Source organism: Paenibacillus sp. HGH0039 (genome assembly GCF_000411255.1).
Classification (GTDB): Bacteria; Bacillota; Bacilli; order Paenibacillales; family NBRC-103111; genus Paenibacillus_F.
The window spans coordinates 2,006,554-2,032,489 of the sequence record NZ_KE150413.1; the positions used below are offsets into that span (position 1 = coordinate 2,006,554).

Genomic DNA, 25,936 nt, shown 5'->3' on the forward strand with positions numbered 1-25,936 from the left:
AACAGAATTGTCAAGATATCCGGACCCGGACAGCAAAAAACTGACGAGAGAATGTCTCTGCGTCAGTTTTTATCGTTAATCCGCTGCCGGTATCGGGTCAACCATTAACGACGGTGCCGCCGTTGACGTGAAGAATTTGCCCCGACATATAAGAAGAGTCGTCCGAAGCAAGGAAGACGTAGCTCGGAGCGAGCTCTTCGGGCTGTCCGGCTCTTTGCATAGGTGTATCCGAACCGAAAGCAGCTACCTTGTCCTTCGTAAAGGTGGAAGGAATAAGCGGGGTCCAGATCGGTCCCGGTGCTACGCCGTTTACGCGGATCCCTTTTTCGATAACGGATTGGGAGAGCGAGCGGGTAAAGGAAACGATGGCCCCTTTGGTGGACGAGTAGTCGATCAGCGTCGGGTTTCCTTTATAAGCGGTGATGGAAGCCGTGTTGATAACGGCGCTTCCTCTTTTTAGATGAGGGAGAGCCGCCTTCGTAAGGAAGAACATCGAGAAAATGTTGGTTCGGAACGTTTTTTCGAGCTGCTCCGCCGTAATATCTTCAAGGCTGTTCTGCGGATGCTGCTCTCCCGCGTTGTTGACGAGAATGTCGAGCTTGCCGAGCCCGCTGACGGTCTGATCGATCACCTTTTTACAGAAGGATTCGTCTCCGAGGTCTCCGGGAATCAGAAGGCATTTGCGGCCCTCCTGCTCTACAAGGGACTTGGTTTTCTCTGCATCCGAATGCTCGCTTAAGTAAACGATGGCCACGTCCGCCCCTTCTTGTGCGTAAGCGACGGCGACTGCCCGTCCGATCCCGCTGTCACCGCCGGTAATGAGCGCGACCTTGCCTTTAAGCTTGCCGGCCGGCCTGTATTTGCTGTCCTCGAATTGCGGCTGAGGAGTCATTTGCGTCTCGATACCGGGTTGATTGTTCTGATGCTGCGGAGGGAATGTCTGCTTCTGCTCATTGTTCGTCGTCATGAAAACCGTCTCCTTTCTATTCTAGCTGACCTTCCTTGAAAAAAATCAATCTTGCTGCAAAACCCTGTAATGGTACCTGAATTCGGGCTTAAATCCTGCGCTTTCATACAGATGAAGAGCGGCCGCGTTGTCCTGCAGCACCTGCAGAAAGACCGACCGGGCGCCGTTGTCGGCACACCAGGCAGCCAAATGAGCCAGAAGCGCTTTCGCGAAGCCTTGTCCCCGGCGGTCTTCCCGGACAATGATATTGGACAAAATCGCCCATCCGTCGGAGGCATGGGCCGTACCCAGTGCGACGGTCTCTCCATCGTCCGACATCAGACGGACGAAGACCTTCGGAGCGGGCATGCGTTCCAGCAGACCTTCGTAGAAGGAGCGTGCTTCGGCGGCATGACCCTCCAACAGCATGTAATCTTCTATCCATGCCGGGTCCGGGGCCGCAAGCAGCTCGGCGGCGACGTCGGTACGGTCTTGATACGGACGCAGCCTCGCGTTCATTTCTGCTGCCGGAGCCATCATGCCGAAGCAGGGGGCCGTTACGATGCCGCCTTTGTCTTCCAGCATGAGATCCAGCTCCGGCGGCGACGAATCGCTGATATGAAACACGGCCGGCAGTCCGCGGTCCGAATAGAAGCGGCATATCCGCTCGTACCAGTCAAGATTGCCCGGCAGTTCTCCGACGGCAAGCACGCTGTTAGCGCGCTTCGTAAACCCGCCCGACGCTCTCAGGCGCCAATGGCCAAGCGCTTCACTTTCCTCCGGCGGCCATTGGTTTGCCGCCCATTTTTCCAAAGCGAGCCAATCCATCTTTGTTCTCATCGGGTCATCTCCTTGACCTAACTCGTCTTTACCACACAGGGAAAACAATTAAACGAGCCGGCATCTTATAAACATGCATAGTTATGTATAAAAATACATCGTTCTTAATTTTTATTCAAGCATTTTCATGATCAGATCCGCCCCCGGCATGAAAATATCTTTTTCGACAAAAATGATTTAAAATAAAAGAAAAACGCTGTGGAGGTCCCTATGCTGTTTATCGACAATCAATCCATTACAAAACCGCAAATCAATTTGGCGATAGAGGAATATGCACTCAAAAATTTGCCCGCAGACGAAACCTATCTGCTTTTTTACATAAACGAGCCTTCCATTATTATAGGGAAAAATCAGAACACGGTGGAGGAAATCAACACGGAGTATGTGGAACAGAACGGGATTCACGTCGTCAGACGTTTGTCGGGAGGCGGAGCCGTTTATCACGATCACGGCAATCTGAATTTCAGCTTCATCACCAAGGATGACGGCGAATCGTTCCATAACTTCCGTAAATTCACGGAGCCCGTTGTACAAGCCCTGCGCAAGCTCGGTGTGGATGCCGAGCTGAGCGGACGCAACGATATTCAGGTGGGAGAACGCAAAATTTCGGGCAACGCCATGTTCGCGACGAAAGGGCGCTTGTTCAGCCACGGAACGCTGCTTTTTCAGTCCGATATCGAGCATGTCGTTTCGGCGCTCCGGGTCAAAGCGGACAAAATTCAATCCAAAGGCATCAAATCCATCCGCAGCCGTGTGGCCAACATTACGGAATTTCTTGAGAAGCCCATGACGATCGAAGAATTCAGACAAGAGCTTCTGGAAACTATTTTCGGTATGAGCGCATCGGAAGTGCCCCAGTATGTTTTAACGGAGAAGGACTGGGAGGCGATCCACGAGCTTTCGGCGGAGCGCTACGGCAACTGGGATTGGAATTACGGCAAATCGCCGAAAAGCGAGCTCGTCAATTCCAAGCGTTTTCCGGCGGGAACGATTGATGTACGGATGAATCTGGAGGAAGGCCGTATCGGTAAAATGAAAATTTACGGGGACTTCTTCGGGGTCAAAGATGTCGAAGAAATCGAACGCCTGCTTACCGGTGTGAAGTACGATACCTTGTCGCTGGAACAGGCTCTCGAGGGGACGGATATTACCGCCTATTTCGGCGCGGTCGGCAAGGAAGAATTTATCGGGCTGCTGACTTTGAAAGGAGAGGAGGCGTAATGCCTCGTCTTTCCCGCAAATCATCGCCTCCGGCGGCATGTCCCCAGTGCAGCGGCAAAAAGTACATTTCTTTTAACTGGGCCCGGTTCCAGCACGGCCATGATGCCGAGTCGAAGCAGGTGCAGCGGGCGCTCAAGATCGAGAGACAACTGAAGCACGGCTGGGAATACGCGTGTGAAAATTGCGGCAGCAGATGGTACCTGGGCAGGGACGGCATTATGATGTCGTATATTCACCCTTCCAAAGCCGGGCTGGTGGAGCATTGGAATGCGGGTACCTACGAGGTATCCGATGAAATTTGGGACGAGCTGGGGAAAATCGGGGCCACGGCTCAAGGCAGCATCGCGGGCGGCCGGACTTCCGCGGAAGTCCCCTGTAGGGTGACGACCGTGCGCGGCGAAACGTTCGACATGGCGTACGTCAGCTTTCAAAGCCGGCCACCGATTGATTTGTGGCAGGACGGACGCCGCATCCGTTTTTGCGACGAGGTCGCAAGCGTGGAGCCGTCTCCTTATACGCTTCCGGCCGATGTCCGGCTGGCCACGTCCCGGGCGCAGGAGATCCGGATGGGCTACGCGCCTACTGCGGTTCAGGCGCATGACGGCCATCTTTTCCAGCTGAACTGGGCGAATGATTTTTTTGCCTCGGGACCCTATAAGGGAGAAGATCTGAGGCTCACCGACTTAGCTGGGGATTGGGATCAGGCGGACATGGCAGGCGTGCCTTCGGAGTATATTCTCTACTTCGTGGCGGATTGGCGTGCCGATCTGGATTCGCTTTATTTGGACGCGGCAGGCGGCCGAGCTTCGGAGCAAATATCCGCGGTGCCGGAGGAAGACGAAAATCGTGACGCTTCGGCAGAGGACGAATCCGGTCGGTTGGAGCAAGCTGAAGGCACGGAAGAGCGCGATTGATGATTTCGTTAAGCCGGTAAAAATCTAATTATAGAGGAAAGAGGGGCGGAGGAGCCCCTCTTTTTTATGGTTAAACCGACAATAGTCCGGCTTTTTTATGAAACTTTTTGCGATAAGGAAAACGAAAGTTTAAACCCGAGTTAAGCCCGTTTAAGGGGGGCTCTAAAAATCAATAGAGTATTCTATAGTTTTCGGGGCTTTGGAAGAAACAGTTTCAACAATCCCCCGGTCATGTTGAACCTCTCTTATATAAATGGATTTGTAATATTGTTTATAAATATCGGTCTGACGAACCTGTGTTGAATAGGGGACGTATTGGACGGCTCCATAATAATCACGATGAAAAGGAACTGTTTCCGGTGCCGTGTACACCTTGGAATTTGGCCACACATAGATGAGTTCTCCCGAAGCGGTTCCGATTACGGCCAGCTTTACAAGACTGGCGATACCGCTGTTATGTACTCCGCTAATTTGCAGAGAAGCGCTTATTTGCTTAGGCTCGGTTATGGTATTACTGCTGCCGCGAGCGGTGGACACTAGAAAAATGTCATTTTCTCTCGGGCTGGGTTCCATACCGGTTATGCTCGTTCCAGCGTCGGAATAGACGGAGTGATCATAAATTTCGGAAATTTGTTCTACCGGCGGGAGAGAAAGTTTGCTTTGCAGGATAGGGCTCTTTTGTTTAAATTGAGGATCCGTATACTGAACGGCCGCATCGGTGATTCCCCGGTGCTCGGAGAGAATGCTGAACGTGCTGAACCGGATACCGCTCACGGCATCCGTATACTCGGATTCTGTAACTGCCGCATAAGCCGTAGTGACCGGAGAGACTGCCGGAGCAGCTGCCGCAAGCAATGCCGAAACTAATTTCTTCATGGACTCACTTCCCCCAAAAAAAGATGAAAATACAAGGCGACTTTAACATATATTCCAACATATGACAAATATACGATTGGTTTGGGCACTCGTTATCCTGGTCGCAGCCTCCCTTAAAATACCCGCCCGTCCCGCCGCCAAGTTTGTTGCATGACCGCGTTCCTTCCCTGCATATAATTACGAAAGAGGTGAGGAGAATGGACGCAACTTCAAGACGAATAACGGTCAGAAGCAATTCGCAGATCAATATTGTGTTCAACAGTCAAGAGGCTGCGCCACTTATACAGGAACCGGAAAGCACGACTTTGGACATCCAATCCGAAACGTTCAACGAAACGCTTAAGGAACTGAACACGATGATCGGCCTGCAGGAAGTGAAAGATCTTATTTATCAAATGTACGCTACCCTGCATATCAACAAGTTGAGAAGCGCAGCCGGACTTAAAGATAATTCGCAGGTTTACCATATGATTTTTAAAGGCAATCCGGGGACGGGAAAAACGACCGTGGCGAGAATACTGGCCAAGTTGTTTAAGAGCCTGGGGGTTCTTAGCAAAGGTCATTTGATCGAGGTGGAGCGTGCCGATCTCGTCGGAGAATATATCGGGCATACGGCCATCAAGACGAGGGATTTGATTAAAAAAGCGCTCGGCGGCATTCTTTTTATCGATGAAGCCTACAGTCTGGCAAGAGGCGGGGAAAAGGATTTCGGCAAGGAGGCTATCGACTGTCTCGTAAAAAGCCTGGAGGATCACAAAAATGATTTTATATTGATTCTCGCCGGGTATCCCGACGAAATCGATTATTTTTTATCGACGAATCCGGGGCTGCCTTCGCGTTTTCCGATTCAAGTTGATTTTACGGATTATAATGTGGATCAGCTTATTCAAATCGCGGAATTGATGATTAACGAGCGTGACTACACCATGCGCCTCGAATCGGTCAATAAACTGAGGGACATCATTATTATGGAAAAGGAAACGAGCCTTAACTTCAATAATGCGCGGTTCGTACGCAACGTGATTGAGAAATCGATAAGAAATCAGGCGGTCCGGTTATTAAGCCGGTACAAAAAGCCGTCCAAGCAGGACCTGATGGAGATCCTGCCTCAAGATGTGACGGCGTCGGAAAATAAGCTTAAAATGGAGTACGGCGTTTCTTAATTCACCGAAATGGGGAGTGTACGGATAAAACGGCGTAATGGCTGACATGAAAACCGCCGACTAAAGCTAGGAAGCACGATCCGTCCCGCGAAGGGCGAAAAAACTTATCTGCAAAAAGATAAGTTTTTTTATTTGGCAGCCGTTTGTCCTTTTCCGCCTTAAATCCGCCTTAACGCTGCGGGAAAAGACCCCTTATAGGCGATGAAAGGATGAGACCTCCCCGGACGCAAAAGAAATTGGTGAATACCTTTGTAAAAAAGGTAATAATGAGAGATAATGATGATTTAGATCCCCTAACGAGCCTATAATTCCCACTAATATGGCGATACATATACCCAGAAGGAGACACGGCATGAAACAAACAGGTCATGAAGTCAGAACCGGAATGAAAGACCGCGCTATTCTTGTGAGTCTGGTCACGGATAAAATGAAAAAGCACGAAGAACTCGTGGCTTACTCTCTGCAGGAACTGATCCAGCTGGCGGAAACGGCCGGCGTCGAAGTGCTGGAAACGTTGACGCAGAACCGGGAAAGCGCCGATACGAAATGGTTTATCGGCAAAGGCAAGGTCGAAGAGCTGAAGGCCTTGATCGATGAGCACCAGGCGACGACGGCGATCTTCGACCAGGAGCTGTCGGGCGCGCAGGTCCGCAACCTGGAGGAATCGCTGGACGTCAAAATTATCGACCGGACGCAGCTGATCCTCGATATTTTTGCCGGACGCGCCCGCACCCGCGAAGGGATCGTGCAGGTGGAGCTGGCGCAGCTGAGCTACCTGCTTCCGCGGCTGTCGGGACACGGCAAGAACTTGTCCCGTCTCGGCGGGGGCATCGGGACAAGAGGCCCCGGCGAGTCCAAGCTGGAGACGGACCGCCGTCACATCCGCGGGCGCATCGGCGAGCTGAAGGCGCACCTTCAGGAGATGGTCCGCCACCGCACGCTGCACCGCGAACGCCGGCGCAAAACCGGTGTCTACCAGGTGGCTCTTGTGGGGTACACGAACTCGGGTAAATCGACCCTCCTGCGCCAATTGACCAACGCGGATGTGTACGTGCAGAACGAGCTGTTCGCCACGCTCGATCCGACTTCCCGCACGCTGGAGCTTCCGAGCGGCAAGGAGGTCGTGCTGACCGATACGGTAGGCTTTATCCAGAATCTGCCCCACGATGTAGTAGCGGCATTCCGGGCCACCCTGGAAGAAGCCTGCGAAGCCGACTTTCTGCTTCACGTCGTGGACAGCTCCAGCCCGATGCGCGAGGAGCAGATGCGGGTAGTGAATGAAGTGCTTGGCGATTTGGGCGCGAGCGGCAAGCCTCAGGCGGTGCTTTTTAACAAGATCGACTTGTGCACGGAGCAGGAGCTTCAAATGCTGACGACAAACCTGCCGCACTTGCGGATCTCCGCCTATGACGAGGCAGACCAGGAAAGAGTAAGACTCCTGATTCAGGAAACGCTGATGGGAGACAGCCGCACGTTCCGTATTCCTGCGGATAAGGGAGATATCATCGCTCTTGTGTACCGGGTAGGCGACGTGGCGGAAAGCGGGGCGGAGGAAGATGTACTGACGTTCCGGGTGAACATTAACAAGGAAGATTACGATAAAGTGCAGTATCTGCTTGCTCCTTACGAAGTTAAGGAAGAGAAGGACAAACAGGATAAGCAGGGAGAATAAGGGAGAGGGAACGGACGATATGCAATTTGATTCAGACATCATGGCCATTATGGAACAGGCGGAGGAAGGCGTTCAGCCGCGCTTCCGTGAGATTGAACGGACGATCGACCACAACCAGTGGAAGGTTATCGCCGCTTTTCAAAACCAGGGCATAAGCGATTATCACTTCGCTTCTTCTACGGGTTACGGCTACAACGACAGAGGACGCGAGCTGCTTGATCTCGTGTACGCGGAAGTGTTCGGCGCGGAGGCCGCGCTCGTGCGTCCTCATTTCGTATCGGGGACCCATACGATCGGCACGGCGCTTTTCGGCGTATTACGGCCGGGGGACGAGCTGCTGTACATCACGGGCAAGCCTTACGATACGCTGCATAAAGTAATCGGGAAGCCGGGAGACGGCACCGGTTCTCTCCAGGACTTCGGGATCGGCTACCGGGAGGTTCCCCTCCTGGCTGACGGCTCCCTCGACGAAGCCGGCATCCGTGCGGCGATTACGCCGAAAACGAAAGTCATCGGCATCCAGCGTTCGAGAGGATACGACTGGCGGGCGTCGTTTACCGTTGCGGCCATCGGGGAGATGGTGGAACTTGTGAAAAGCATCCGTTCGGATCTGATCGTATTCGTCGACAACTGCTACGGCGAATTTACCGAACGGCTGGAGCCCAACCAAGTCGGAGCTGATCTCATCGCCGGGTCTTTGATCAAGAACCCGGGAGGCGGGCTTGCGGCTTCGGGCGGTTATATCGCCGGCCGCAAAGAGCTTGTCGAGATGGCGGCCTACCGGCTGACGGCGCCGGGAATCGGGGGCGAAGTCGGAGCCATGCTGGGAACGACCCGCTCGCTGTATCAGGGGCTGTTCCTGGCCCCCCATCTCGTCGGACAAGCCGTGAAAGGCTCGGTGGTCGCCGCGGCCGTTTTCGAGCGGCTCGGCTTCAAAACCCGGCCGAGACCGGAAGATCCCCGCACGGATCTGATTCAGGCGATCGAGTTCACGAGCGCCGAGCATCTGATCACGTTCGTGCAGGGGGTTCAGCGGGCATCGGCGGTAGACGCTCATGTGACGCCGGAGCCATGGGATATGCCGGGGTACGAACACCCGGTCATTATGGCGGCGGGCACCTTCATCCAAGGGGGAAGCCTGGAATTGTCCGCCGACGCGCCGATCCGGGAGCCTTATATCGCCTATATGCAAGGCGGTTTGACCTATTCCCACTGTAAACTGGGCGTGCTGACGGCTTTGCAGCATATGAAGGAGCGGGGCCTGCTATAAATGTCATGTGAGGTTCGGGCAAAAGCAGGAAGATAATCCGCGAAAAGCGGAAAACAAACAGACATTTCGGCTTTTTAGGGGGCCAAAATGTCTGTTTTATTTTCTCTTGTAAATTAATCTAACATGACTTGACATGTTTCCGTACTTTCCTTTACAATAAGAGCAGAACTTAACGTTCAGGAGTGAATCGATCATGAGTGATGATATCCGCAGAAATATGGCTCTTTTTCCGATCGGTATTGTGATGAAACTGACCGATTTGACAGCCAGACAAATTCGTTACTATGAGCAGCACGAACTCGTGATCCCGGCAAGAACCTCCGGCAACCAGCGGTTGTATTCGTTCAACGATGTGGAGAGACTGCTTGAGATCAAGGATCTGATTGAGAAAGGCGTTAACATTGCGGGCATTAAACAAGTGCTGCTGCCGATCTCCAAAGACTCCGAGGAAGCTACCGTTATTACCGAACAAACCGAAGTGAAACGCAAAGAACTGACAGACACCCAGCTGCACAAAATGTTGAAGCAGCAGCTGCTCGGCGGAGGCAAACGTCCGGGTCAGGTATCGCTGATTCAAGGTGAGTTATCCCGATTTTTTCCAAAATAAAAAGCATGGGGTAAGAGGAGGAGAAGTTTATGACAGTTTCTTACACAAAAGAGGATATTCTACGAATCGCCAAAGAAGAGAACGTCCGTTTTATCCGTCTTCAATTCACCGATCTCCTTGGCACGATCAAAAACGTGGAAATCCCGGTCAGTCAGCTTCAAAAAGCGCTTGATAACAAAATGATGTTCGACGGTTCGTCCATCGAAGGTTACGTGCGTATCGAGGAATCCGATATGTATCTGTACCCGGATCTGAATACGTGGGTCATCTTCCCTTGGGTGACGGAAAGCAAAGTTGCCCGTCTGATCTGCGACGTTTATCTGCCTGACGGTACTCCTTTCCCCGGCGATCCGCGCGGAATTCTGAAACGTGCTCTGAAGGAAGCCGAGGAAATGGGCTACACGTCGATGAACGTAGGTCCCGAGCCGGAATTCTTCCTGTTCAAAACCGACGAGAAAGGCAATCCGACCCTCGAACTGAACGACCAAGGCGGATACTTTGACCTGGCTCCTACGGATCTTGGCGAGAACTGCCGTCGCGAAATTGTACTTAAGCTGGAAGAAATGGGCTTCGAGATCGAGGCTTCCCACCACGAAGTGGCTCCGGGACAGCACGAAATCGACTTTAAATATGCGGATGCGATTAAAGCTTCCGACCAGATTCAGACGTTTAAACTTGTCGTTAAAACGATCGCCAGACAGCATGGCCTGCACGCAACGTTCATGCCGAAGCCGCTCTTCGGCGTAAACGGTTCCGGTATGCACTGCAACCAGTCTTTGTTCAAAGGCGAAGAGAACGCATTCGTAGACGAGAAAGATCCGCTGGGTCTCAGCGCAGACGCTCGTCACTTCATGGCCGGTGTCCTGCAACATGCCCGTGCATTCGCAGCGATTACAAACCCGACCGTCAACTCTTACAAGCGTCTCGTGCCTGGATACGAAGCACCTTGTTACGTAGCCTGGTCTGCGAGCAACCGCAGTCCGATGATCCGTATTCCGGCTTCCCGCGGCCTCAGCACGCGTGTTGAAGTTCGTAACCCGGATCCGGCGGCTAACCCGTACCTGGCTCTGGCGGTTCTGCTGAGAGCGGGTCTGGACGGCATCAAGAAAAAAACTCAGCTGCCGCCTCCGACTGACCGCAACATCTATGTGATGACCGAAGAAGAGCGTATCGAGCAGGGGATCCCTAGCCTGCCGGGCAACCTTAGAGAAGCGCTTGACGAGCTGCTCAAAAGCGAAGTAATCAGCGACGCGCTGGGCGAACACGCGCTTGCGCATTTCGTGGAACTGAAAGAAATCGAGTACGACATGTACCGCACTCAAGTTCACGCTTGGGAACGCGAGCAGTACATGACGCTATACTAAGATAGCCGGGTAAGGCGGATCGAAGGTTGGTATCCAAGATCATAAGATCAGCTCCCGGGCTGCTTCATAAAAAAGAACCCGCAGAAAGCAATTTCTGCGGGTTCTTCTATGTTATTAGCGTAATAGGCAGCTCCATTGCCAAGGCCGGATTAATGGATATTGCGGAACAGACCAATCACTTTGCCCAGAATCGTCACATTATTGAGCAAAATCGGATCCATGGTGGAATTCTCGGGCTGCAGACGGATATGATCGCGTTCTTTGTAGAAACGCTTCACCGTCGCTTCGTCTTCATCGGTCATGGCGACGACGATGTCTCCGTTGTTCGCCGTTTGCTGCTGACGGACAATCACCATGTCTCCGTTGTGAATGCCGGCTTCGATCATGCTCTCGCCCACGACATTAAGCATAAACACGTTATAATCGCTTACGAGGTGCATCGGAAGAGGGAAGTAGTCTTCAATGTTCTCGGTAGCCGTAATCGGCATACCTGCGGTTACTTTGCCGATGAGAGGGACTTGTGCGATGGAAAGCGCGAAATCGGAATCCCCGTCCGTAATCTCGATGGCTCTCGGTTTCGTCGGATCCCGGCGGATCAGCCCCTTCTTCTCCAGACGTTCGAGATGCCCGTGCACCGTCGAGCTGGATGCCAGACCTACGGCTTCCCCGATTTCTCTGACGGATGGCGGATAGCCTTTATCTTTCACTTCATTCTTGATAAATTCAAGGATGGCCAGTTGGCGCTGCGAGACCTTGCCCATTACGTATCACTCCAGTATGTATAAATTACCTAAAGTATAGCACAGAACCGGAGTTCGTACAAACATAAGTTCGAAAAAATGCGTTGACACAAACATTCGTTCGTGTTAAATTCAAAACAGAACAAATGTTTGGAGGCGTTATTGATGAATGCATACTTTGCCAATCCGGAACTATCCTTACATACAAGAAGCGGGGATCAACCCGCGACTGACAAGGCTTCACCGCATCCAACGGCGGTTAATAAATCGAATGATCATCGGGAGAACAGCAGCCGTTTTACGTCACGTGTCTCCGATTTCAAGGACGAACAGGGTGCCCTTAAAGCAGGGGAGAGAACGAATGTTCGATATGTGAAGAACTCTAATCGTAATATCGTCCGCACGGCCGTAATCGCGATTGTGCTGCTGATCGCCTTCAGCTGCGGCATTATGGTTCAAGCGTTCGCGAGCGGCGAGAACAGCCAGGCCGACGGAGAACGTCAGGCTACGGCTTTTAACAAGCAGGAGAGCGCAGAGCCATCCGTCATCGTACAAAGAGGGGACACCCTGTGGAGTATCGCTGCGACTCAAGCTCCGGAAGGTTCTGATGTACGGGCGTATATTTACAAGCTGCGCAAGGTCAATCAATTATCCGCAGGAGACGTCCTTAAAGCAGGGGATGTCATCAAGCTGCCGTAAGTCTTTCTTCTATTAGAAGGTTTATCTGCAAGTATCTGCATGCCCTATCCGCAGGCCGTTAACGGATCGAAATGAAAATATCGGATAATCGAAAGACATGTCCTGACAGGATATGTCTTTTTATCGTTTTATCGTGTCTGTTTAAGTCAGGCAGCTTCTTGACAATCCCCATAGCGAATGGCAAAGTATAAGATATTGAACGGCTGAATAGGAGGTTTACGTATGAGTGACAGTTTCCAACTTAAAGTACAGCGCATTAATGAGTTGGCCCGGAAAGCAAAAAGCGTCGGATTATCGGAAGCTGAGCTTGAAGAGCGCAACGAACTGCGTAAAGAATATATTGCAGCTATGAAAACACAGCTAAGAGGTCAGTTGGATTCCATCCATTATACGGATGAACAATAAATCATCGGCCACCTGAGGCAGTAAAGGGGATCTATAAGATGACGGTAAAAGCAATTTTGTTCGACTTGGACGACACTCTGCTCTGGGATGACCGGAGTGTGAAGGAGGCGTTTCAGGCTACCTGTGAGGAAGCGGCCCGCCATGCGGATGTGAATCCCGCGGAGTTGGAAGCTTCCGTACGCAAGGAAGCACGCGCTTTGTATGAAGCCTACGAAACGTTTCCTTTCACCCAGCACATCGGAATCAACCCGTTTGAAGGGCTGTGGGCCAACTTTACGGAAGGAAAGCAGGAAGAGTTCCGCAAGCTGCAGGCTCTGGCGCCCGGTTACCGCAAAGAAGCGTGGACCCGGGGACTCGCTGCTCTCGGCGTTAACGATCCGGAGCTGGGAGCGCGGCTCGCCGAGCAGTTTCCTGCCGAACGGAGATCTCGTCCCATCGTTTACGAAGAGACGTTCGAAGTGCTCGCCGAGCTTAAGAAATCTTACAAATTGCTCCTGCTGACGAACGGATCCCCTGATCTGCAGCGCGAAAAACTGGCGGGAGTCCCGGAGCTGGCTCCTTACTTCGATCACATCGTGATCTCCGGCGATTTCGGAGACGGTAAGCCGGCCGTCACGATTTTCAATCACGCCATGGAGCTTCTCGGTCTACAAGCCGGGGAATGTGTGATGGTAGGCGACAAACTGACGACCGATATTCTCGGGTCCTTCCGCTGCGGGATGAAGAACATGTGGATTAACCGGCATGGCATGCTCTTTAACGGAGAAGCCAAGCCAACGTTTGAAATTACCTCTCTTCGCGACATCCGGGGTATACTGGAAGCGGAGCGGGAAGTTCAAATATCGGGATAGAAACAAAACCCGCCGCTCGTTTAAAAACGAGCGGCGGGTTTTTTCTTTTATAAGTTCAAATGAGTAAGCGCCGTTATCCGGCTTGAGGCGTCTTATGCTTTTTGAAAAGTCGGATCCTCGAACGGGTGGGCAATCCAGCCTTCGGTTTCGATAAAGAGGCGGACGGCAACGATTTGACGATTGTCCATCAGAGTGAAGAAGTGCGGCTTATGCTCGGGTACGGAAATGACATCGCCCGCTTCCAGCTCTACGTTGAAATAACCGACATCGTCGGAACCTTTGATGATAAAGATTCCTTTACCGGCCGTGATGGCGCGGACTTCGTCCTCGGTGTGCGTATGCACTTGTTCGAATTTTTTAAGAAGCTCATCCAGGTTCGGAGTCGCGTCGGAAAGTGCGATGATGTCCCAAGTCTGGTAACCGCGGCGTTTGGCGAGATCGCGGATTTCCTCATCGTAGGTGCTCAGAATTTGAGCTTTCTCCTCGTCGGACAAAATAAATTTCTCCTGAATGTCGGCAGGCAGCTTAGTCGGGTTCCAGTGCTCGTACAAAACTTCCTGGCGGTCCAGAAACGCCCGGACATTCTCCTCTCCGGAAATGCGTTCACCCGTGTTGCGAATATGAATTTCAGCCATTTCTCATCCCTCTTTCTTTCTCGGAAATAATAGCCGCCCGTAGGTCGGAATAGGTTTATACCTGATTATAGAGGATAAACTCCCGGCTGTCGATGATTCCCGGTAAAAAATACGACTTTTCCGATGGGATTTGAAAAGAACGCCCCTCCGGATGGAGAGACGTTCTTTTCTTTTGCCGATATAGAGCTCCGATCAAGGAGACAAGCCGAGATGGTGAAGGGGACGTAATGCGCTTTCTTGGTGTGACGGGCGGGTGCGCCGCTTCCCGTTGTATCCTCTAAGCTGTCAGGATTGTTTATCCCGGTCTGTCGTTTCGATGCTTTTTTCCACATCGTCCACCATTTCTTTGGTCGACGTGCGGAATTCGCGCAGCGTATCCCCGAAAGCGCGTCCGAGCTGCGGAAGCTTGGAAGGGCCGAACAAAATGAGGGCCAGCATCAAGATGATGAGCAGTCCCGATATGCCGATATTGTTGAGCATGGGTGTGCCTCCTTCCCAGGTTGATTTAGGTGCCCGAATTGAACTTAACTTGTTCCGGCGGACAGGTTCATCCTGCGGACATAGCGGGCGGACAGAAGAATGCTGCATTCAAACAGCGCGATCAGCGGAATCGTGACGGCAATGTGGGAGAAGAAGTCGGGAGGCGAGATCGAAGCCCCGACGATTGCCAGTCCGATGTAGGTATATTTGCGCGTTTTACGCAAGTTTTCGGGCGTCAGCAGACCGAGCCTTGTCAGAAACAGCACGAGGAGCGGCAGCTCGAACGCGATCCCGAGCGGGAACACGACGTTGAAGACGAGTCCGAAAAAACGGTCGATGCCGTAGGTCTCGGCGGCCCCGATGCTGCGGTTGATGGTCTGCATAAACCGGATCATCATCGGAAGGACGACCGTGTAGCCGAAAGCGGCGCCCGACAGGAAAAGCGCGAAGGAAGCGGGGACATAGATCAGCGTCCCTTTGGCCTCCTGCTCGCTCAGGCCCGGCCGGACAAACGCCCACAGCTGGTACAAGAGCAGCGGCAGCGTGAGCAGGACGGCGAACAAAACGGCGCATTTCATGTAAATGGCCAAGCCGTCCGGAAGGGCGAACACGTTCCAGTGAAACGAAAGCGCCGCCGGAGAATCTTTTACCGCGTTCAGAATAGCGGGGGAGACGTAAAGCCCTCCGATCAGAGCCAGCAAAAACCAGGCTGCCACTAGAATCAGCCGTTTGCGCAGCTCCTCCAGATGACCGATTATTTCGGATGGCCGGTCCATAAGCCGTCACCTCATTTCCATGCCCGGGGCCCTGACGGTTCAGACCAGCGGGCCGCTTTTTTTCAAATAAGTCAAAATTCCTTCGGCGGCGCGGTAAGCGAGTGCCCCCAGTGTTCCGGTCGGATTATACCCGCTGTTGTGAGGGAAAGCGGAAGCGCCGACGACAAACAGATTTTCGACATCCCACATTTGCATGTAGCTGTTGACGGCGGAGGTTGAAGGGTCGGCCCCCATGATAACGCCTCCCGTGTTATGGGTGGACTGATAGGGCACGATGTTATAGGTGCTGATCGTGTTGGACGTCTCGACCTTGGTCGGTTTCATTTCCTTCATCACGGCCGTCGTTTTCTCGGCGAGGTATTTGACCATTTCCTTGTCCTGGTCTTCGAAATCGTAAGTCAGGCGGAGCAAGGGAAGCCCGTAAATATCCTTGTAGGTCGGATCAAGGTCCAGATAGTGATGCTGCCAAGGCATGTTGGCGCCCTGCGTGCTGACGTTCAGGAACCGGTTGGCGTATTTGATCGTGGTCTGCTTAAAATCTTTGCCCCACCTCGGGGTGCCTTGGGGCGCCGGGTTGTGGGCGATCGGACGCAGGCCGGCCTGGGTAAAGCGGATGTTCGCCCCGTGCAGAAAATTAAGGGAGCTGTGGTCGAAGTTGTCGCCGTTAAAATCGTCGAAGCAGCTCCCCAGCGCCCCCGCCCCCGCGAAGATGTTAAACTCCTGGTCGTCGTAAAAACCGGCTGCGCCCCCGCCCGTAATCTGATAGGCGTAGTTTTTGCCGATGACGCCCGTGCCGCTTTTCGGATCGTAAGGTTTGCCCAGATTGGACGTGAGCAGAAGCCGGACGTTGTTGAACACATAACTCGCCAGAATGACAAGGTCCGCAGGCTGCTCGAATTCTTCGCCGGTAGGCGTATTGACATACACGACGCCCGTCACTTTGCCCCCGGTGTGCAAAAGCTTGATGACGTTCGAGTTGGTGCGGATTTCGAGATTGCCGGTCTTCTCGGCAACGGGAATAACGGTAACGACAGGATCGGCTTTCGCCCCGTACTCGCACCCGTACCGTTCGCAGAACGCGCAGTACTGGCAGGCCGCACGGGCGATTCCGTCGGGATTCGTGTAGTTCTCCGACAAGTTGGCGGACGGGATGGCATAGGGGTGATAGCCGAGCTTTTTGGCGGCGTCCTCGAAAAGGACCATGCCCGGCGTCTTTTTCATCGGGCCGGTAGGAAAGGCGGCGGAACGCTTGCCGACCATTTCGTTTTGCTCCTTTTCGCCGGAGATTCCGGCCATTTTCTCATACTTGTCGAAGTACGGCTCCAACTGGTCGTAGGTGATGCCCCAGTCCTGCAGCATCATGCCCTGCGGAATTTTATTTTTGCCGTAGCGTTCAATCGTTTTGGAGCGGATTTCGAAATCGTAGGGCAGAAAACGGTAGTTCTGTCCGTTCCAGTGCACGCCGGCCCCGCCGACGCCGTCTCCCATCAGGAAGGAACCGTAGGAACGCATCGGAAGGGCGCGTACTTTCTCGCTGCTGCGGAACGTCACCGTCTCCTTCGACAAGTCCTGCATCAGCTCGTAGCGCTGGGAATAGCGGAGTTCGTCGTGGGCCATGTAGTAATCTTCGGTTTTGCGGCTTTTGCCGCGTTCAAGCGCGACGACTTTATGCCCGGCCTTCGTTAACTCCGCGGCCAGAATACCGCCGGACCAGCCCATTCCGACGATCAGGATAGGTACTTTGGGAAGTTTGGTTGCCATTCTTCGTTGCTCCTCCTTGTCAGGAATGATTCGTGTGGTCGTGCAAGCTGAGCGGTTCCATGACGGCAAACTCTTTTTTATCAATGATCGCCGTATAGCTCATCTGGTCGCCGGGGTATTTGCGCATTCTCCAGCCCGCCATGTTTTTGTTGCCGCCGTAAAGCGGGTCCGCATACGCGCCTTCGATGGTCAAGCTGCGCAGCATCTCGAAAAAAGTCTGGCTCGGTACGCCGTTCAGCTGCACATCTTTGCCGCTTTCGAACGCTTTCAGCACTTCGTCCTGCTCGTTCTCGGCTAGGTCCGCGAAGCCTTTCTGATACTTTTGCCTGCTGTGGTCGTTCATGACCGTAAGGCCCATAACAAAAAGCTCATGCCGCTTGTAGCTGGCCTGGTAGCCCTGAGTCGCCTCGGCTTTATAAAAGGGACCCATCATATAATCGCGGGCGTTCATCCCCCACTGGCCGGCAAGCTGATGGTCGATATAGTAAGCGACACCAAGCTCCTTGGCTCCGGGGCCCAGTTCGTCTTTCGGAAAAATACGCTCCGTCGCCGCTTCGGTTATACGCAGCTGCTCCTGATTGAAAAACATGGGAGCCTGGTTGTAGTCCTTGGTGTTGCCTGTTTGTGCCTGCCCTTGACCCTGGGGAGTGCCCGGAGCGGCCTGCTTGTTCTTGGCCATGGAATTGCCGACAATACCGCCGACGACTCCACCCGCCACAATTCCGCCGAGCGCTACGCCGGACAGTTTCAGAAACTTCCGCCGGGATTCGTCCCGGGGCTGTTTGGTCTGCTGATTTTCTGACATGATGTTCCTCCTGTAAGGGAAGTGGGGTACTCGAGATAGGTGGTTATATCCAAGTATCACCTTTTCGCCGATATGTATGTAAGGAAAAAGAAAAAACGGAATCTTTCGGAAGATTCCGTTTTCTAAAGCTGTTCCGCGCGCTTGTTTCGCGCTTGTTTAAGATGACTTGTTGAAGCTTTACAGCGAGTCGAAACGGTTATTTCTTGGCGGCGAGCCATGCGGCCAGCGCCTGAATATCCGTATCGCTCAGGTTGCCCTTGAAAGCAGGCATTCCGCCTCTTCCGTTCAGAAGAATGTTCTTGACGTCCGCCTCGCTGAGGCGGCTGCCCGCTTTTTGAAGGTTCGGGCCTACGCCGCCGCCCATATCGACGCCATGGCACGCGATACACTGGGCCTTGTAAAGAGATTCGGCCTGTGCCGTCTGGCTTCCGCTGCCTGCGCCTTCGGGCGCGTTACCGCCTGCAGCGGCTCCGGGGGAAGCGGTCGGCGACGCCGCGGGCGGTGCCGTTGATGCCGGAGTCGTCGGCTGAGGCGTAGGCGCGGTTTGCTTTTGGCCGCAGGCCGCCAGCGAAGCGGTTACGAGCAGGATGCCGACCAAGACTGTCATCCGTTTGTTCATGCAAATCACCTCCGTTCGATTCGATTCAGTAAAAGTTTCCCGACTATAGTTTGGCGTCCGTGTCCCGGAGATATTCTCGTTCGCGCATTACGGTTTCGAAGGCTTTTGCAATCCGCTTCGTTTTATGGCGAAAAAACGACAAATTTCTTTTCTTCGCCCCATGTATCTGCTAAACTATTTCTTAACTTGTGCGCTTTTCTACGTTAATGGGCGCGTTCTAGCAGGAGGTTCGTGGAAAGGGTAGGGTGGACGATGAAACCTAGTTTGAAAGAACAACTACAGAAAAAAATTCTCATTCTGGACGGTGCCATGGGCACAATGATCCAGCAGGAAGATTTGTCGGCCGAAGATTTCGGAGGAGAAGAACTCGACGGCTGTAATGAAATGCTCGTTCTTACACGTCCGGATGTCATTCAGCGCATCCATGAGAAATATTTCGAAGCCGGTTCGGATATCGTTGAAACAAATACGTTCGGGGCAACGAGCGTCGTACTGGCCGAATACGATATACCGGAGAAGGCGCGCGAAATTAACCTTGTCGCAGCCAAACTGGCCGTCGAGGCCGCCCGGAAATATTCAACTCCCGAATGGCCGCGTTATGTCGCCGGCGCACTCGGGCCGACGACGAAGACGCTTTCGGTAACCGGAGGCGTTACGTTCGAGGACCTTGAAGAGAGCTACTACGAGCAGACGATCGCCTTGATCGAATCGGGCGTCGACGCCATTCTGCTGGAGACTTCCCAGGATACGCTCAACGTAAAAGCGGGCGGGATCGCGATCCAGCGGGCTTTTAAGACGACGGGCATCGAGCTGCCGATTATGATTTCCGGCACGATCGAACCGATGGGCACGACGCTGGCCGGGCAAAATATCGAATCCTTCTATATTTCCCTGGAGCATCTCAATCCGATTTCGGTCGGACTGAACTGCGCGACGGGACCCGAATTCATGCGGGATCATATCCGGACCTTGTCCGGGCTTGCAGGCACTTATATTTCGTGTTATCCGAATGCGGGTCTTCCCGACGAGAACGGACATTATCATGAGTCGCCCGAATCCCTGGCCAAGAAAATGGCCGCATTTGCCGAGCAGGGCTGGCTGAACATCGCGGGCGGCTGCTGCGGCACGACTCCCGCTCATATCCGCGCGCTGGCCGAAACGCTGAGCGCTTACAAACCGCGTACCGAACTGGGTACGCACCCGTCGGCCGTATCCGGTATCGAGACGGTATACATCGAGCCGGAGAACCGTCCCTACATGGTGGGCGAGCGGACGAACGTGCTCGGTTCCCGGAAGTTCAAGCGTCTGATTGCCGAAGGCAAGTATGAAGAGGCATCCGAAATCGCCCGTGCCCAGGTTAAGGGCGGGGCTCACGTCATCGACGTCTGTCTGCAGGACCCGGACCGCGACGAAACGGAAGACATGATCAAGTTCCTGGAGCTTGTCGTCAAAAAGATCAAAGTTCCGCTCATGATCGACTCGACGGATACGCGTGTCATTGAGCTGGGGCTGAAGCATTCGCAGGGCAAAGCGATCATCAACTCCATTAACCTCGAGGACGGGGAAGAAAAGTTCGAGAAGGTGCTTCCGCTTATTCACCGTTACGGAGCCGCGGCGGTAGTCGGTACGATCGACGAGCGCGGCCAGGCGATTACGCGCGAAGATAAGCTGGAAGTCGCGCAGCGTTCGCACGATCTGCTCGTCCACAAGTACGGAATGAACGCCGAAGATATCATTTTCGACCCGCTTGTATTCCCGGTCGGCACCGGGGACCAGCAGTATATCGGTTCCGCCAAGGAGACGATCGAAGGCATCCGTCTCATAAAAGAAGCGATGCCCGCAACCAAAACCATTCTCGGTCTCAGCAACGTTTCGTTCGGTCTTCCCGAAGCCGGACGCGAGGTGCTGAATGCCGTTTATTTGTACCACTGCACGAAAGCGGGTCTCGATTACGCCATCGTGAACACGGAGAAGCTGGAGCGGTACGCGTCCATTCCCGAAGAGGAAAGAACGCTTGCCGAGAAGCTCATTTACGAGACGAACGACGAGACTCTGGCCGAATTTGTGGCTCATTTCCGGGTAAAGAAGGTTGAGAAGAAGGAAAAGATATCAACCCTTACGCTCGAAGAGCGGCTGGCCTCTTATGTGGTCGAGGGAACGAAGGAAGGACTTCTTCCCGATCTGGAGCAGGCGCTTCAAAAATATTCGCCGCTGGAAGTGATCAACGGTCCTCTGATGGAAGGGATGGCGGAAGTCGGACGCCTGTTCAACAACAACGAACTGATCGTAGCGGAAGTGCTTCAAAGCGCCGAAGTTATGAAGGCGTCCGTCGCTTATTTGGAGCAGTTCATGGAGAAGAACGAGTCTGCGGTGAAAGGGAAAATCATTCTGGCCACCGTAAAAGGCGACGTCCACGATATCGGCAAAAACCTCGTCGAGATTATATTATCCAACAACGGCTACCAGATCGTGAACCTCGGCATCAAGGTTCCGCCGGAACAGTTGATCGAGGCTTTCCGCAAAGAAAAACCGGACGCGATCGGGCTGTCGGGTCTGCTCGTGAAGTCCGCGCAGCAGATGATCATCACGGCGCAGGATTTGCGCAACGCCGGAATCGACGTTCCGATCATGGTGGGCGGCGCCGCTCTGACGCGGAAATTCACCAAGACGCGCATCTCGCCGGAGTATGACGGCCTCGTGCTGTACGCCAAAGACGCGATGGACGGTCTGGACATCGCGAACAAGCTGAGCGACCCCGTGCAGCGGGAGCGTCTTATCCAAGAGCTTCGGGAATCGAAGGATTCCGATGTGATGGAAGCCGGTCGCAAGGAAGGGACCGAAATGCCGGTCCTTACGCGCGTATTCTCGTCCACGGTCGACCGCACCCTGCCGGTGGCGGTACCGCCGGATCTGGACCGCCACGTCCTTCGGGATTACCCGATCGGCCATCTTATGCCGTACGTGAACATGCAGATGCTTCTCGGACATCACCTGGGCCTGAAAGGCAAGGTCGACAAGCTCATCGCCGAGCAGGACCCGAAAGCCATGCAGCTGAAGGACACCGTGGACACCATCCTGTACGAAGCGCAGAAGAACGGCATCATCCGTACTCAGGGGATGTACCGGTTCTTCCCGGCCCAAGGGGACGGAAACGATGTCGTCGTATACGATCCCGCAGACACGTCGAAAGTGCTCAAGCGCTTCACCTTCCCGCGTCAGGGAACCGAGCCGTTCCTGTGCCTGGCCGATTATCTGAAGCCGGTAGACAGCGGCGTCATGGATTACATCGGCTTCCTCGTCGTGACGGCGGGGCAGGGCGTCAGCGAGCTGGCGCGCGAATGGCGCGAGCAGGGCGATTATCTGCGCTCCCATGCGCTTCAGTCGACGGCTCTCGAAGTCGCGGAAGCTTTTGCGGAGCGTGTGCATCATATTATGCGCGACGTGTGGGGCATTCCGGATTTTGCGGAAATGACGATGCAGGAGCGTTTCGGGGCGAAGTACACCGGCCAGCGGTTCTCGTTCGGGTACCCGGCTTGTCCGAACCTGGAGGATCAAGAGCCGTTGTTCGAGCTGATGAAGCCGGAGGATATCGGGATCGAGCTGACCGAAGGCTGCATGATGGAGCCGGAGGCGTCCGTATCGGCTATCGTGTTCGCCCATCCTCAGGCGAGATATTTCAACGTCGATAAAGTATAACGTTTCGTCTCGTCCGCAGATGAGTATGAATAAATAGACGGCTGAAGCAAGGTTCGGCCGTCAGGCTGCGAAAAGCAGGGCGGTTCTTCCGAGAGCCGTCTTTTTTTCCCTCTTCCGGAGGCGGAAGGATCGGGGCTGCGGAGGACTTTGTAGGAACATCCCGGAGGATGCGGAGCCGTTTGACTTCCGGAACGAATTTTTATAGCATGTTAAAAAGCAGGGGAACTGACATCTGCAGAAACGAGGAACAGGGTCGTGGAATTGTATTTTCTCGGAACGGGAGCAGGCATGCCTGCCAGGCACCGTAATGTGACATCCATTGTGCTGAATTTGCTGCCGGAGCGGGGGAGCATCTGGTTTTTTGACTGCGGGGAAGGGACGCAGCATCAGATCTTGAGATCGCCGGTTAAGCTGAGCAAGTCAGAGAAGCTGTTCGTTACGCATCTTCACGGCGATCATATATTCGGCCTGCCGGGACTTCTGAGCAGCCGTTCTTATCAGGGCGGGGATACGCCCTTTACGATTTACGGACCCAAGGGCATTAAAGCGTATGTGGACATGTCCCTGCAGCTTAGCCAGGTTCATCTCGACTATGAGCTGGTTATCCGGGAAATCCCGTCCGAAGGCGGAGTCGTCTTCGAGGACGAAACGTTCCGGGTCGAAGCCGCACCGCTGGAGCACCGGATCGAATGTTTCGGCTACCGGATCGTCGAGAAAGACCTTCCGGGCAAGCTCCAGCAGGAGAAGCTGCATGAGCTGGGCATTACCGCCGGACCGCTTTACGGCCGTCTGAAGAAGGGCCAGACGGTTAAGCTGGAGGACGGGCGAGAGCTGCGCGGAAGCGATTTCGTCGGCCCTTCGATCAAAGGCCGGACGATCGCGATCCTCGGCGACACGAAGCCGTGCGGCAATTCGGCGCTGCTTGCGGAAGGCGCCGACGTGCTCGTTCACGAGGCGACGTTCGGAGCCGAACGGGAAGATCTTGCCGCGGCGTACGACCATTCGACGACGGAACAGGCGGCCCGTACAGCCGCGGAAGTCGGCGTGGGCGCGCTGATCATGACGCACATCTCCTCGCGCTATCAAGGAGAGGGAGCCGAACGCCTTCTCGAGGAAGCGAGAGCGATCCACCCGGATTCGTGGCTGGCGGAAGACTTCTACAACCACGCTGTCCCGCGCAAGCAGAGCTGAGTCAGGCCGTTCAGACCGGTTGGTCTCGGTCCTTTAAGGCGGATTCACTGCGCGGAGCCTCTGCTGACGGTGAAAGTTTCCGCCAGCGGCAGCGGCGGCTCCGCGGCAATAACGGCGGAGTCCGCGCGTTGCAGGCCGGAACGGCCGACAGACGCGGGGGAAACCCCCTGTCTGTCATCCGGTGTGAGCGGAAACTTGCGGCAGCGGTAGGCGGAAATCGCTGAAGGACGGATACCGACAATGCACAAACGCATATAGAAAAAAGTCCCGGCCGAAATCCAGCCGGGACTTTTTTCTATATCAGCCGCTCAAGAGCCGCTGTATACTTCCGCTCCACCGGTGAATACCGGAATCACTCGGTCGTATCGAATTTGGCTTCATCCTGCAGCTCGCTTTTGAAGCCGCGGACGCTTTGGCGGCGGCGTTCGTTTTTGGCTTCCAGCGCTGCTTGTTCCGTTGCGGAAATTTCGTCCGCATGCTCGTCCAGGTATTCCTGAGATTCATGAAGGCGGGCTTCCGTGTTCCGGATGCTGTTTTTCAAATGAACGGCGTTATCCCCGCGGTTATCTTTTTTGGCCATCGGTATCCCTCCTTTCCATCTCCTACGATTCGCTTTTGGCGCACGCCGTATTCATAAAATCTTCATCTTCTGCTAACGCTCCAATGATGCAGGCTTGCTAGGCTGATTCCAGGGGAGTCGGGCATGCCCCGAATGAACAGCAGTCCAGGGAGGGAAAAAGCATGGACACGGGTAGTCATCTGCTTTTCGGAGTCACGTTAGCGGGACTGGCCACACTGCAGCCGGAGGTTGCGCACGATCCGCTTCTTCTGCAAGCGGTGCTGGCCGCAACCATAGCGGGCTCGCATGCGCCGGATCTGGATACGATCGCGCGTCTGAAAGGGTATGCCGTCTATCTCAGGCACCACCGGGGTATCACGCATTCGCTGCCAGCCCTTCTGGTTTGGCCCGCTTTGCTGAGCGCTCTGGCCGCAGCGATCTTCGGCGCATGGGAACATTACGTTCTCCTCTTCGGCTGGACGGCTGCGGCCGTTACGCTCCATGTCGGGCTGGATTTGCTGAATGCATACGGCGTGCAGTGCTTAAGACCCTTTTCCTCCCGCTGGCTCCATCTCGATATTCTGCCTCTTACCGATCCTTTTCTTTTGGCGCTTCACGGAGGCGGGGCTCTCTTTTGGGTGGCCGGAGCGGCAAATCCGGGGATATGGATGGCTGCCGTATATGGGGCCAGCTTTATTTACGTAATGGCGCGATGGCTTCATAAGCGCATCCTTCTCCGCAGGTTGGCCGGGTATGCGAAAGACTTGCTCGGAGCAGCCGGACCGCTGCAGCTAGTTCCTGGTTTGACCTGGAGAAGCTGGCAGTTTGCGGCGGAAACGGAATACAGTTATCACAGCGGAACGGTGCGCGGGTCGAGAATCGTTCTGAAAGATACCTACGTCAAGGACCGGACTCATCCGGTTATAGAGGCGGCCATGGCTGCCGAGGGTGTCCGGGCATTTCTGGATTTTGCGCAGAGCAGTCATGTAAGCTGGGATTCGCATGGGGAAGGCTATGTGGTGAAATGGCGCGAAGTGAGATTTTGGCACGAGCATAAACTGCCGTTCGGCATTGACGTGACGCTGGATAGGGAAATGAAAGTTCTGTCCGAACAATTGGGATGGACAAAAAAAGCCTGGGAACCTCCCTATGTATAAAGAGAGGACCCCAGGCTTCCCGGCCCGGCTATACCGGTTCGGATTATTCAAAAGCGTTCCCGAATCGCCCCGCAAACAAGGTCTCTTTGAGCTCGCGTCTTCCCGACGGCTGTTCGCGCTGCAGGTGCTGCTCGGAGAGCGACTCCGCATTTCCGTGATACCCGATGGCGACGACGGCATGGATATCGTAATCGTCGGGCACTGCGAGCAGTTGCCGGGCACTCTCCCGGTCGAATCCGGCCATGGCATGGGAGATCAGTCCCTGACGCACCGCTTCCAGAGCCAGATAGCTCCAAGAGGCTCCTGCGTCAAACGCGTGAGAACCGTTCACCCCTCCGGCGGGGGACGGCGTATGAGAGAGAATGAGCGCCAGCACGGGCGCCTTCAGGCACCAGGTTTTGTTGGAAGCCGAAATAAATTCGGCGAACACCCTTTTCTCTTCTTCCGTACGCGCGACAATGTAACGCCAAGGCTGAAGATTGCTGGCGGACGGAGCCCAGCGGGCCGCCTCGAACAGGCTCATCAAAATTTCACTGGAGATTTCCTTTTCGAGAAAGGCCCGCGACGACCAGCGGTTAAGAAAAATCGGATTGATGTCATAAGCGGCATGACGCTCATTTTGTACGTCGAAACGATGTTCCGGCATGACCATTCCTCCTGTCTGTTTCTGACACGAAATCAAACAACGG

Annotated in this window: 26 protein-coding genes; 13 read left to right on the top strand and 13 right to left on the bottom strand. The window is 54.2% G+C overall.

Annotation, left to right across the window (positions count from 1 at the left end; genetic code table 11):
- Window positions 1–97 precede the first annotated feature (97 nt).
- Window positions 98–967: an SDR family oxidoreductase gene (locus tag HMPREF1207_RS23585; protein WP_009674322.1), complete on the bottom strand. Its 870-nt coding sequence runs from the start codon at window positions 965–967 to the stop codon at window positions 98–100.
- Between the two features lie 45 nt (window positions 968–1,012).
- Window positions 1,013–1,786, bottom strand: a complete 774-nt coding sequence (locus tag HMPREF1207_RS23590; RefSeq protein WP_009674371.1) for a GNAT family N-acetyltransferase — start codon at window positions 1,784–1,786, stop codon at window positions 1,013–1,015.
- A gap of 210 nt (window positions 1,787–1,996) precedes the next feature.
- Between HMPREF1207_RS23590 and HMPREF1207_RS23595 the strand changes: the two genes are divergently transcribed.
- Entirely contained in the window at window positions 1,997–3,007 is a 1,011-nt protein-coding gene (locus tag HMPREF1207_RS23595) for a lipoate--protein ligase (protein WP_009674363.1), read from the top strand.
- The gene (locus HMPREF1207_RS23600) at window positions 3,007–3,921 is read left to right on the top strand and encodes a hypothetical protein (RefSeq protein ID WP_009674366.1); all 915 of its coding nucleotides are present in this window, start codon (window positions 3,007–3,009) and stop codon (window positions 3,919–3,921) included. Before HMPREF1207_RS23595 ends, HMPREF1207_RS23600 begins: the two co-directional genes overlap by 1 nt.
- Before the next feature lie 162 nt (window positions 3,922–4,083).
- On the opposite strand, the gene HMPREF1207_RS23605 is transcribed toward HMPREF1207_RS23600, so the two are convergent.
- The gene (locus HMPREF1207_RS23605) at window positions 4,084–4,797 is read right to left on the bottom strand and encodes a hypothetical protein (protein WP_009674327.1); all 714 of its coding nucleotides are present in this window, start codon (window positions 4,795–4,797) and stop codon (window positions 4,084–4,086) included.
- A 197-nt stretch (window positions 4,798–4,994) separates the two neighbouring features.
- Between HMPREF1207_RS23605 and HMPREF1207_RS23610 the strand changes: the two genes are divergently transcribed.
- The 5 genes from HMPREF1207_RS23610 (at window position 4,995) to glnA (ending at window position 10,873) form a co-directional block, all read left to right on the top strand.
- The gene (locus HMPREF1207_RS23610) at window positions 4,995–5,960 is read left to right on the top strand and encodes an AAA family ATPase (RefSeq protein WP_016424033.1); all 966 of its coding nucleotides are present in this window, start codon (window positions 4,995–4,997) and stop codon (window positions 5,958–5,960) included.
- A 352-nt stretch (window positions 5,961–6,312) separates the two neighbouring features.
- Entirely contained in the window at window positions 6,313–7,632 is a 1,320-nt protein-coding gene (hflX, locus tag HMPREF1207_RS23615; protein WP_009674337.1) for a GTPase HflX, read from the top strand.
- A 19-nt stretch (window positions 7,633–7,651) separates the two neighbouring features.
- Window positions 7,652–8,902 carry a methionine gamma-lyase family protein gene (locus HMPREF1207_RS23620; RefSeq protein WP_009674326.1) on the top strand — a complete coding sequence of 417 codons (1,251 nt, stop codon included), beginning with the start codon at window positions 7,652–7,654 and terminating at the stop codon, window positions 8,900–8,902.
- A gap of 193 nt (window positions 8,903–9,095) precedes the next feature.
- Entirely contained in the window at window positions 9,096–9,509 is a 414-nt protein-coding gene (locus HMPREF1207_RS23625) for a MerR family transcriptional regulator (protein WP_009674344.1), read from the top strand.
- Between the two features lie 29 nt (window positions 9,510–9,538).
- Window positions 9,539–10,873, top strand: a complete 1,335-nt coding sequence (glnA, locus tag HMPREF1207_RS23630) for a type I glutamate--ammonia ligase (protein ID WP_009674351.1) — start codon at window positions 9,539–9,541, stop codon at window positions 10,871–10,873.
- Window positions 10,874–11,022: 149 nt separating this feature from the next.
- On the opposite strand, the gene lexA is transcribed toward glnA, so the two are convergent.
- Window positions 11,023–11,634, bottom strand: coding sequence for a transcriptional repressor LexA (gene lexA, locus HMPREF1207_RS23635; protein ID WP_009674317.1), 612 nt, complete (start codon window positions 11,632–11,634; stop codon window positions 11,023–11,025).
- Window positions 11,635–11,778: 144 nt separating this feature from the next.
- On the opposite strand from lexA, the gene HMPREF1207_RS23640 reads away from it, so the two are divergent.
- From HMPREF1207_RS23640 to HMPREF1207_RS23650, 3 genes are all read left to right on the top strand, one after another.
- Window positions 11,779–12,312, top strand: a complete 534-nt coding sequence (locus HMPREF1207_RS23640; RefSeq protein ID WP_009674346.1) for a LysM peptidoglycan-binding domain-containing protein — start codon at window positions 11,779–11,781, stop codon at window positions 12,310–12,312.
- A gap of 222 nt (window positions 12,313–12,534) precedes the next feature.
- Window positions 12,535–12,717 carry a DUF896 domain-containing protein gene (locus HMPREF1207_RS23645; protein ID WP_009674341.1) on the top strand — a complete coding sequence of 61 codons (183 nt, stop codon included), beginning with the start codon at window positions 12,535–12,537 and terminating at the stop codon, window positions 12,715–12,717.
- 38 nt (window positions 12,718–12,755) lie between these two features.
- Entirely contained in the window at window positions 12,756–13,568 is an 813-nt protein-coding gene (locus HMPREF1207_RS23650; protein WP_009674359.1) for an HAD family hydrolase, read from the top strand.
- 92 nt (window positions 13,569–13,660) lie between these two features.
- On the opposite strand, the gene HMPREF1207_RS23655 is transcribed toward HMPREF1207_RS23650, so the two are convergent.
- The 6 genes from HMPREF1207_RS23655 to HMPREF1207_RS23680 all read right to left on the bottom strand — a co-directional run bounded on the left by HMPREF1207_RS23655 (window position 13,661) and on the right by HMPREF1207_RS23680 (window position 18,644).
- Window positions 13,661–14,203 carry a 1,2-dihydroxy-3-keto-5-methylthiopentene dioxygenase gene (locus HMPREF1207_RS23655; protein ID WP_009674340.1) on the bottom strand — a complete coding sequence of 181 codons (543 nt, stop codon included), beginning with the start codon at window positions 14,201–14,203 and terminating at the stop codon, window positions 13,661–13,663.
- A gap of 285 nt (window positions 14,204–14,488) precedes the next feature.
- Complete coding sequence (gene tatA, locus HMPREF1207_RS23660) at window positions 14,489–14,683, bottom strand: twin-arginine translocase TatA/TatE family subunit (protein ID WP_009674378.1); 195 nt, start codon at window positions 14,681–14,683, stop codon at window positions 14,489–14,491.
- A 44-nt stretch (window positions 14,684–14,727) separates the two neighbouring features.
- Window positions 14,728–15,459 (bottom strand): twin-arginine translocase subunit TatC, encoded by a 732-nt coding sequence (tatC, locus tag HMPREF1207_RS23665; RefSeq protein WP_009674369.1) that lies wholly within the window; start codon window positions 15,457–15,459, stop codon window positions 14,728–14,730.
- A 39-nt stretch (window positions 15,460–15,498) separates the two neighbouring features.
- A complete protein-coding gene (locus HMPREF1207_RS23670; RefSeq protein ID WP_009674381.1) occupies window positions 15,499–17,220 on the bottom strand; it encodes a GMC family oxidoreductase in 1,722 nt (573 codons plus the stop codon).
- Window positions 17,221–17,239: 19 nt separating this feature from the next.
- On the bottom strand, window positions 17,240–18,025 hold the full coding sequence (locus HMPREF1207_RS23675; RefSeq protein ID WP_009674334.1) for a gluconate 2-dehydrogenase subunit 3 family protein: 786 nt from the start codon (window positions 18,023–18,025) through the stop codon (window positions 17,240–17,242).
- 196 nt (window positions 18,026–18,221) lie between these two features.
- Complete coding sequence (locus HMPREF1207_RS23680; protein ID WP_009674323.1) at window positions 18,222–18,644, bottom strand: c-type cytochrome; 423 nt, start codon at window positions 18,642–18,644, stop codon at window positions 18,222–18,224.
- 252 nt (window positions 18,645–18,896) lie between these two features.
- On the opposite strand from HMPREF1207_RS23680, the gene metH reads away from it, so the two are divergent.
- Together metH and rnz are read left to right on the top strand one after the other, a co-directional pair.
- Window positions 18,897–22,340, top strand: a complete 3,444-nt coding sequence (gene metH / locus HMPREF1207_RS23685) for a methionine synthase (RefSeq protein WP_009674370.1) — start codon at window positions 18,897–18,899, stop codon at window positions 22,338–22,340.
- A gap of 255 nt (window positions 22,341–22,595) precedes the next feature.
- On the top strand, window positions 22,596–23,531 hold the full coding sequence (rnz, locus tag HMPREF1207_RS23690; RefSeq protein WP_009674364.1) for a ribonuclease Z: 936 nt from the start codon (window positions 22,596–22,598) through the stop codon (window positions 23,529–23,531).
- Window positions 23,532–23,575: 44 nt separating this feature from the next.
- Here the strand turns inward: rnz and HMPREF1207_RS23695 are convergent, their stop codons facing one another.
- Together HMPREF1207_RS23695 and tlp are read right to left on the bottom strand one after the other, a co-directional pair.
- Complete coding sequence (locus tag HMPREF1207_RS23695; RefSeq protein ID WP_009674357.1) at window positions 23,576–23,785, bottom strand: hypothetical protein; 210 nt, start codon at window positions 23,783–23,785, stop codon at window positions 23,576–23,578.
- A 98-nt stretch (window positions 23,786–23,883) separates the two neighbouring features.
- Window positions 23,884–24,111 carry a small acid-soluble spore protein Tlp gene (gene tlp / locus HMPREF1207_RS23700; RefSeq protein WP_009672545.1) on the bottom strand — a complete coding sequence of 76 codons (228 nt, stop codon included), beginning with the start codon at window positions 24,109–24,111 and terminating at the stop codon, window positions 23,884–23,886.
- Window positions 24,112–24,272: 161 nt separating this feature from the next.
- On the opposite strand from tlp, the gene HMPREF1207_RS23705 reads away from it, so the two are divergent.
- Entirely contained in the window at window positions 24,273–25,247 is a 975-nt protein-coding gene (locus HMPREF1207_RS23705; protein ID WP_009672397.1) for a metal-dependent hydrolase, read from the top strand.
- Window positions 25,248–25,290: 43 nt separating this feature from the next.
- Here the strand turns inward: HMPREF1207_RS23705 and HMPREF1207_RS23710 are convergent, their stop codons facing one another.
- Window positions 25,291–25,893 carry a nitroreductase family protein gene (locus HMPREF1207_RS23710; RefSeq protein WP_009672482.1) on the bottom strand — a complete coding sequence of 201 codons (603 nt, stop codon included), beginning with the start codon at window positions 25,891–25,893 and terminating at the stop codon, window positions 25,291–25,293.
- Between the last annotated feature and the right edge of the window lie 43 nt (window positions 25,894–25,936).

Excerpts from the sequence above, each read along its gene's own strand:
- HMPREF1207_RS23670 (WP_009674381.1), bottom strand. The coding sequence starts at position 17,220 with ATGGCAACCAAACTTCCCAAAGTACCTATCCTGATCGTCGGAATGGGC.
- lexA (WP_009674317.1), bottom strand. The coding sequence starts at position 11,634 with ATGGGCAAGGTCTCGCAGCGCCAACTGGCCATCCTTGAATTTATCAAG.
- HMPREF1207_RS23655 (WP_009674340.1), bottom strand. The coding sequence starts at position 14,203 with ATGGCTGAAATTCATATTCGCAACACGGGTGAACGCATTTCCGGAGAG.
- HMPREF1207_RS23625 (WP_009674344.1), top strand. The coding sequence starts at position 9,096 with ATGAGTGATGATATCCGCAGAAATATGGCTCTTTTTCCGATCGGTATT.
- HMPREF1207_RS23605 (WP_009674327.1), bottom strand. The coding sequence starts at position 4,797 with ATGAAGAAATTAGTTTCGGCATTGCTTGCGGCAGCTGCTCCGGCAGTC.
- metH (WP_009674370.1), top strand. The coding sequence starts at position 18,897 with ATGAAACCTAGTTTGAAAGAACAACTACAGAAAAAAATTCTCATTCTG.
- hflX (WP_009674337.1), top strand. The coding sequence starts at position 6,313 with ATGAAACAAACAGGTCATGAAGTCAGAACCGGAATGAAAGACCGCGCT.
- HMPREF1207_RS23675 (WP_009674334.1), bottom strand. The coding sequence starts at position 18,025 with ATGTCAGAAAATCAGCAGACCAAACAGCCCCGGGACGAATCCCGGCGG.
- glnA (WP_009674351.1), top strand. The coding sequence starts at position 9,539 with ATGACAGTTTCTTACACAAAAGAGGATATTCTACGAATCGCCAAAGAA.
- HMPREF1207_RS23680 (WP_009674323.1), bottom strand. The coding sequence starts at position 18,644 with ATGAACAAACGGATGACAGTCTTGGTCGGCATCCTGCTCGTAACCGCT.
- HMPREF1207_RS23585 (WP_009674322.1), bottom strand. The coding sequence starts at position 967 with ATGACGACGAACAATGAGCAGAAGCAGACATTCCCTCCGCAGCATCAG.
- tatC (WP_009674369.1), bottom strand. The coding sequence starts at position 15,459 with ATGGACCGGCCATCCGAAATAATCGGTCATCTGGAGGAGCTGCGCAAA.
- HMPREF1207_RS23620 (WP_009674326.1), top strand. The coding sequence starts at position 7,652 with ATGCAATTTGATTCAGACATCATGGCCATTATGGAACAGGCGGAGGAA.
- HMPREF1207_RS23645 (WP_009674341.1), top strand. The coding sequence starts at position 12,535 with ATGAGTGACAGTTTCCAACTTAAAGTACAGCGCATTAATGAGTTGGCC.
- HMPREF1207_RS23610 (WP_016424033.1), top strand. The coding sequence starts at position 4,995 with ATGGACGCAACTTCAAGACGAATAACGGTCAGAAGCAATTCGCAGATC.
- HMPREF1207_RS23600 (WP_009674366.1), top strand. The coding sequence starts at position 3,007 with ATGCCTCGTCTTTCCCGCAAATCATCGCCTCCGGCGGCATGTCCCCAG.
- HMPREF1207_RS23705 (WP_009672397.1), top strand. The coding sequence starts at position 24,273 with ATGGACACGGGTAGTCATCTGCTTTTCGGAGTCACGTTAGCGGGACTG.
- tatA (WP_009674378.1), bottom strand. The coding sequence starts at position 14,683 with ATGCTCAACAATATCGGCATATCGGGACTGCTCATCATCTTGATGCTG.
- HMPREF1207_RS23695 (WP_009674357.1), bottom strand. The coding sequence starts at position 23,785 with ATGCGTTTGTGCATTGTCGGTATCCGTCCTTCAGCGATTTCCGCCTAC.
- HMPREF1207_RS23650 (WP_009674359.1), top strand. The coding sequence starts at position 12,756 with ATGACGGTAAAAGCAATTTTGTTCGACTTGGACGACACTCTGCTCTGG.
- HMPREF1207_RS23595 (WP_009674363.1), top strand. The coding sequence starts at position 1,997 with ATGCTGTTTATCGACAATCAATCCATTACAAAACCGCAAATCAATTTG.
- HMPREF1207_RS23590 (WP_009674371.1), bottom strand. The coding sequence starts at position 1,786 with ATGAGAACAAAGATGGATTGGCTCGCTTTGGAAAAATGGGCGGCAAAC.
- HMPREF1207_RS23710 (WP_009672482.1), bottom strand. The coding sequence starts at position 25,893 with ATGCCGGAACATCGTTTCGACGTACAAAATGAGCGTCATGCCGCTTAT.
- HMPREF1207_RS23640 (WP_009674346.1), top strand. The coding sequence starts at position 11,779 with ATGAATGCATACTTTGCCAATCCGGAACTATCCTTACATACAAGAAGC.
- tlp (WP_009672545.1), bottom strand. The coding sequence starts at position 24,111 with ATGGCCAAAAAAGATAACCGCGGGGATAACGCCGTTCATTTGAAAAAC.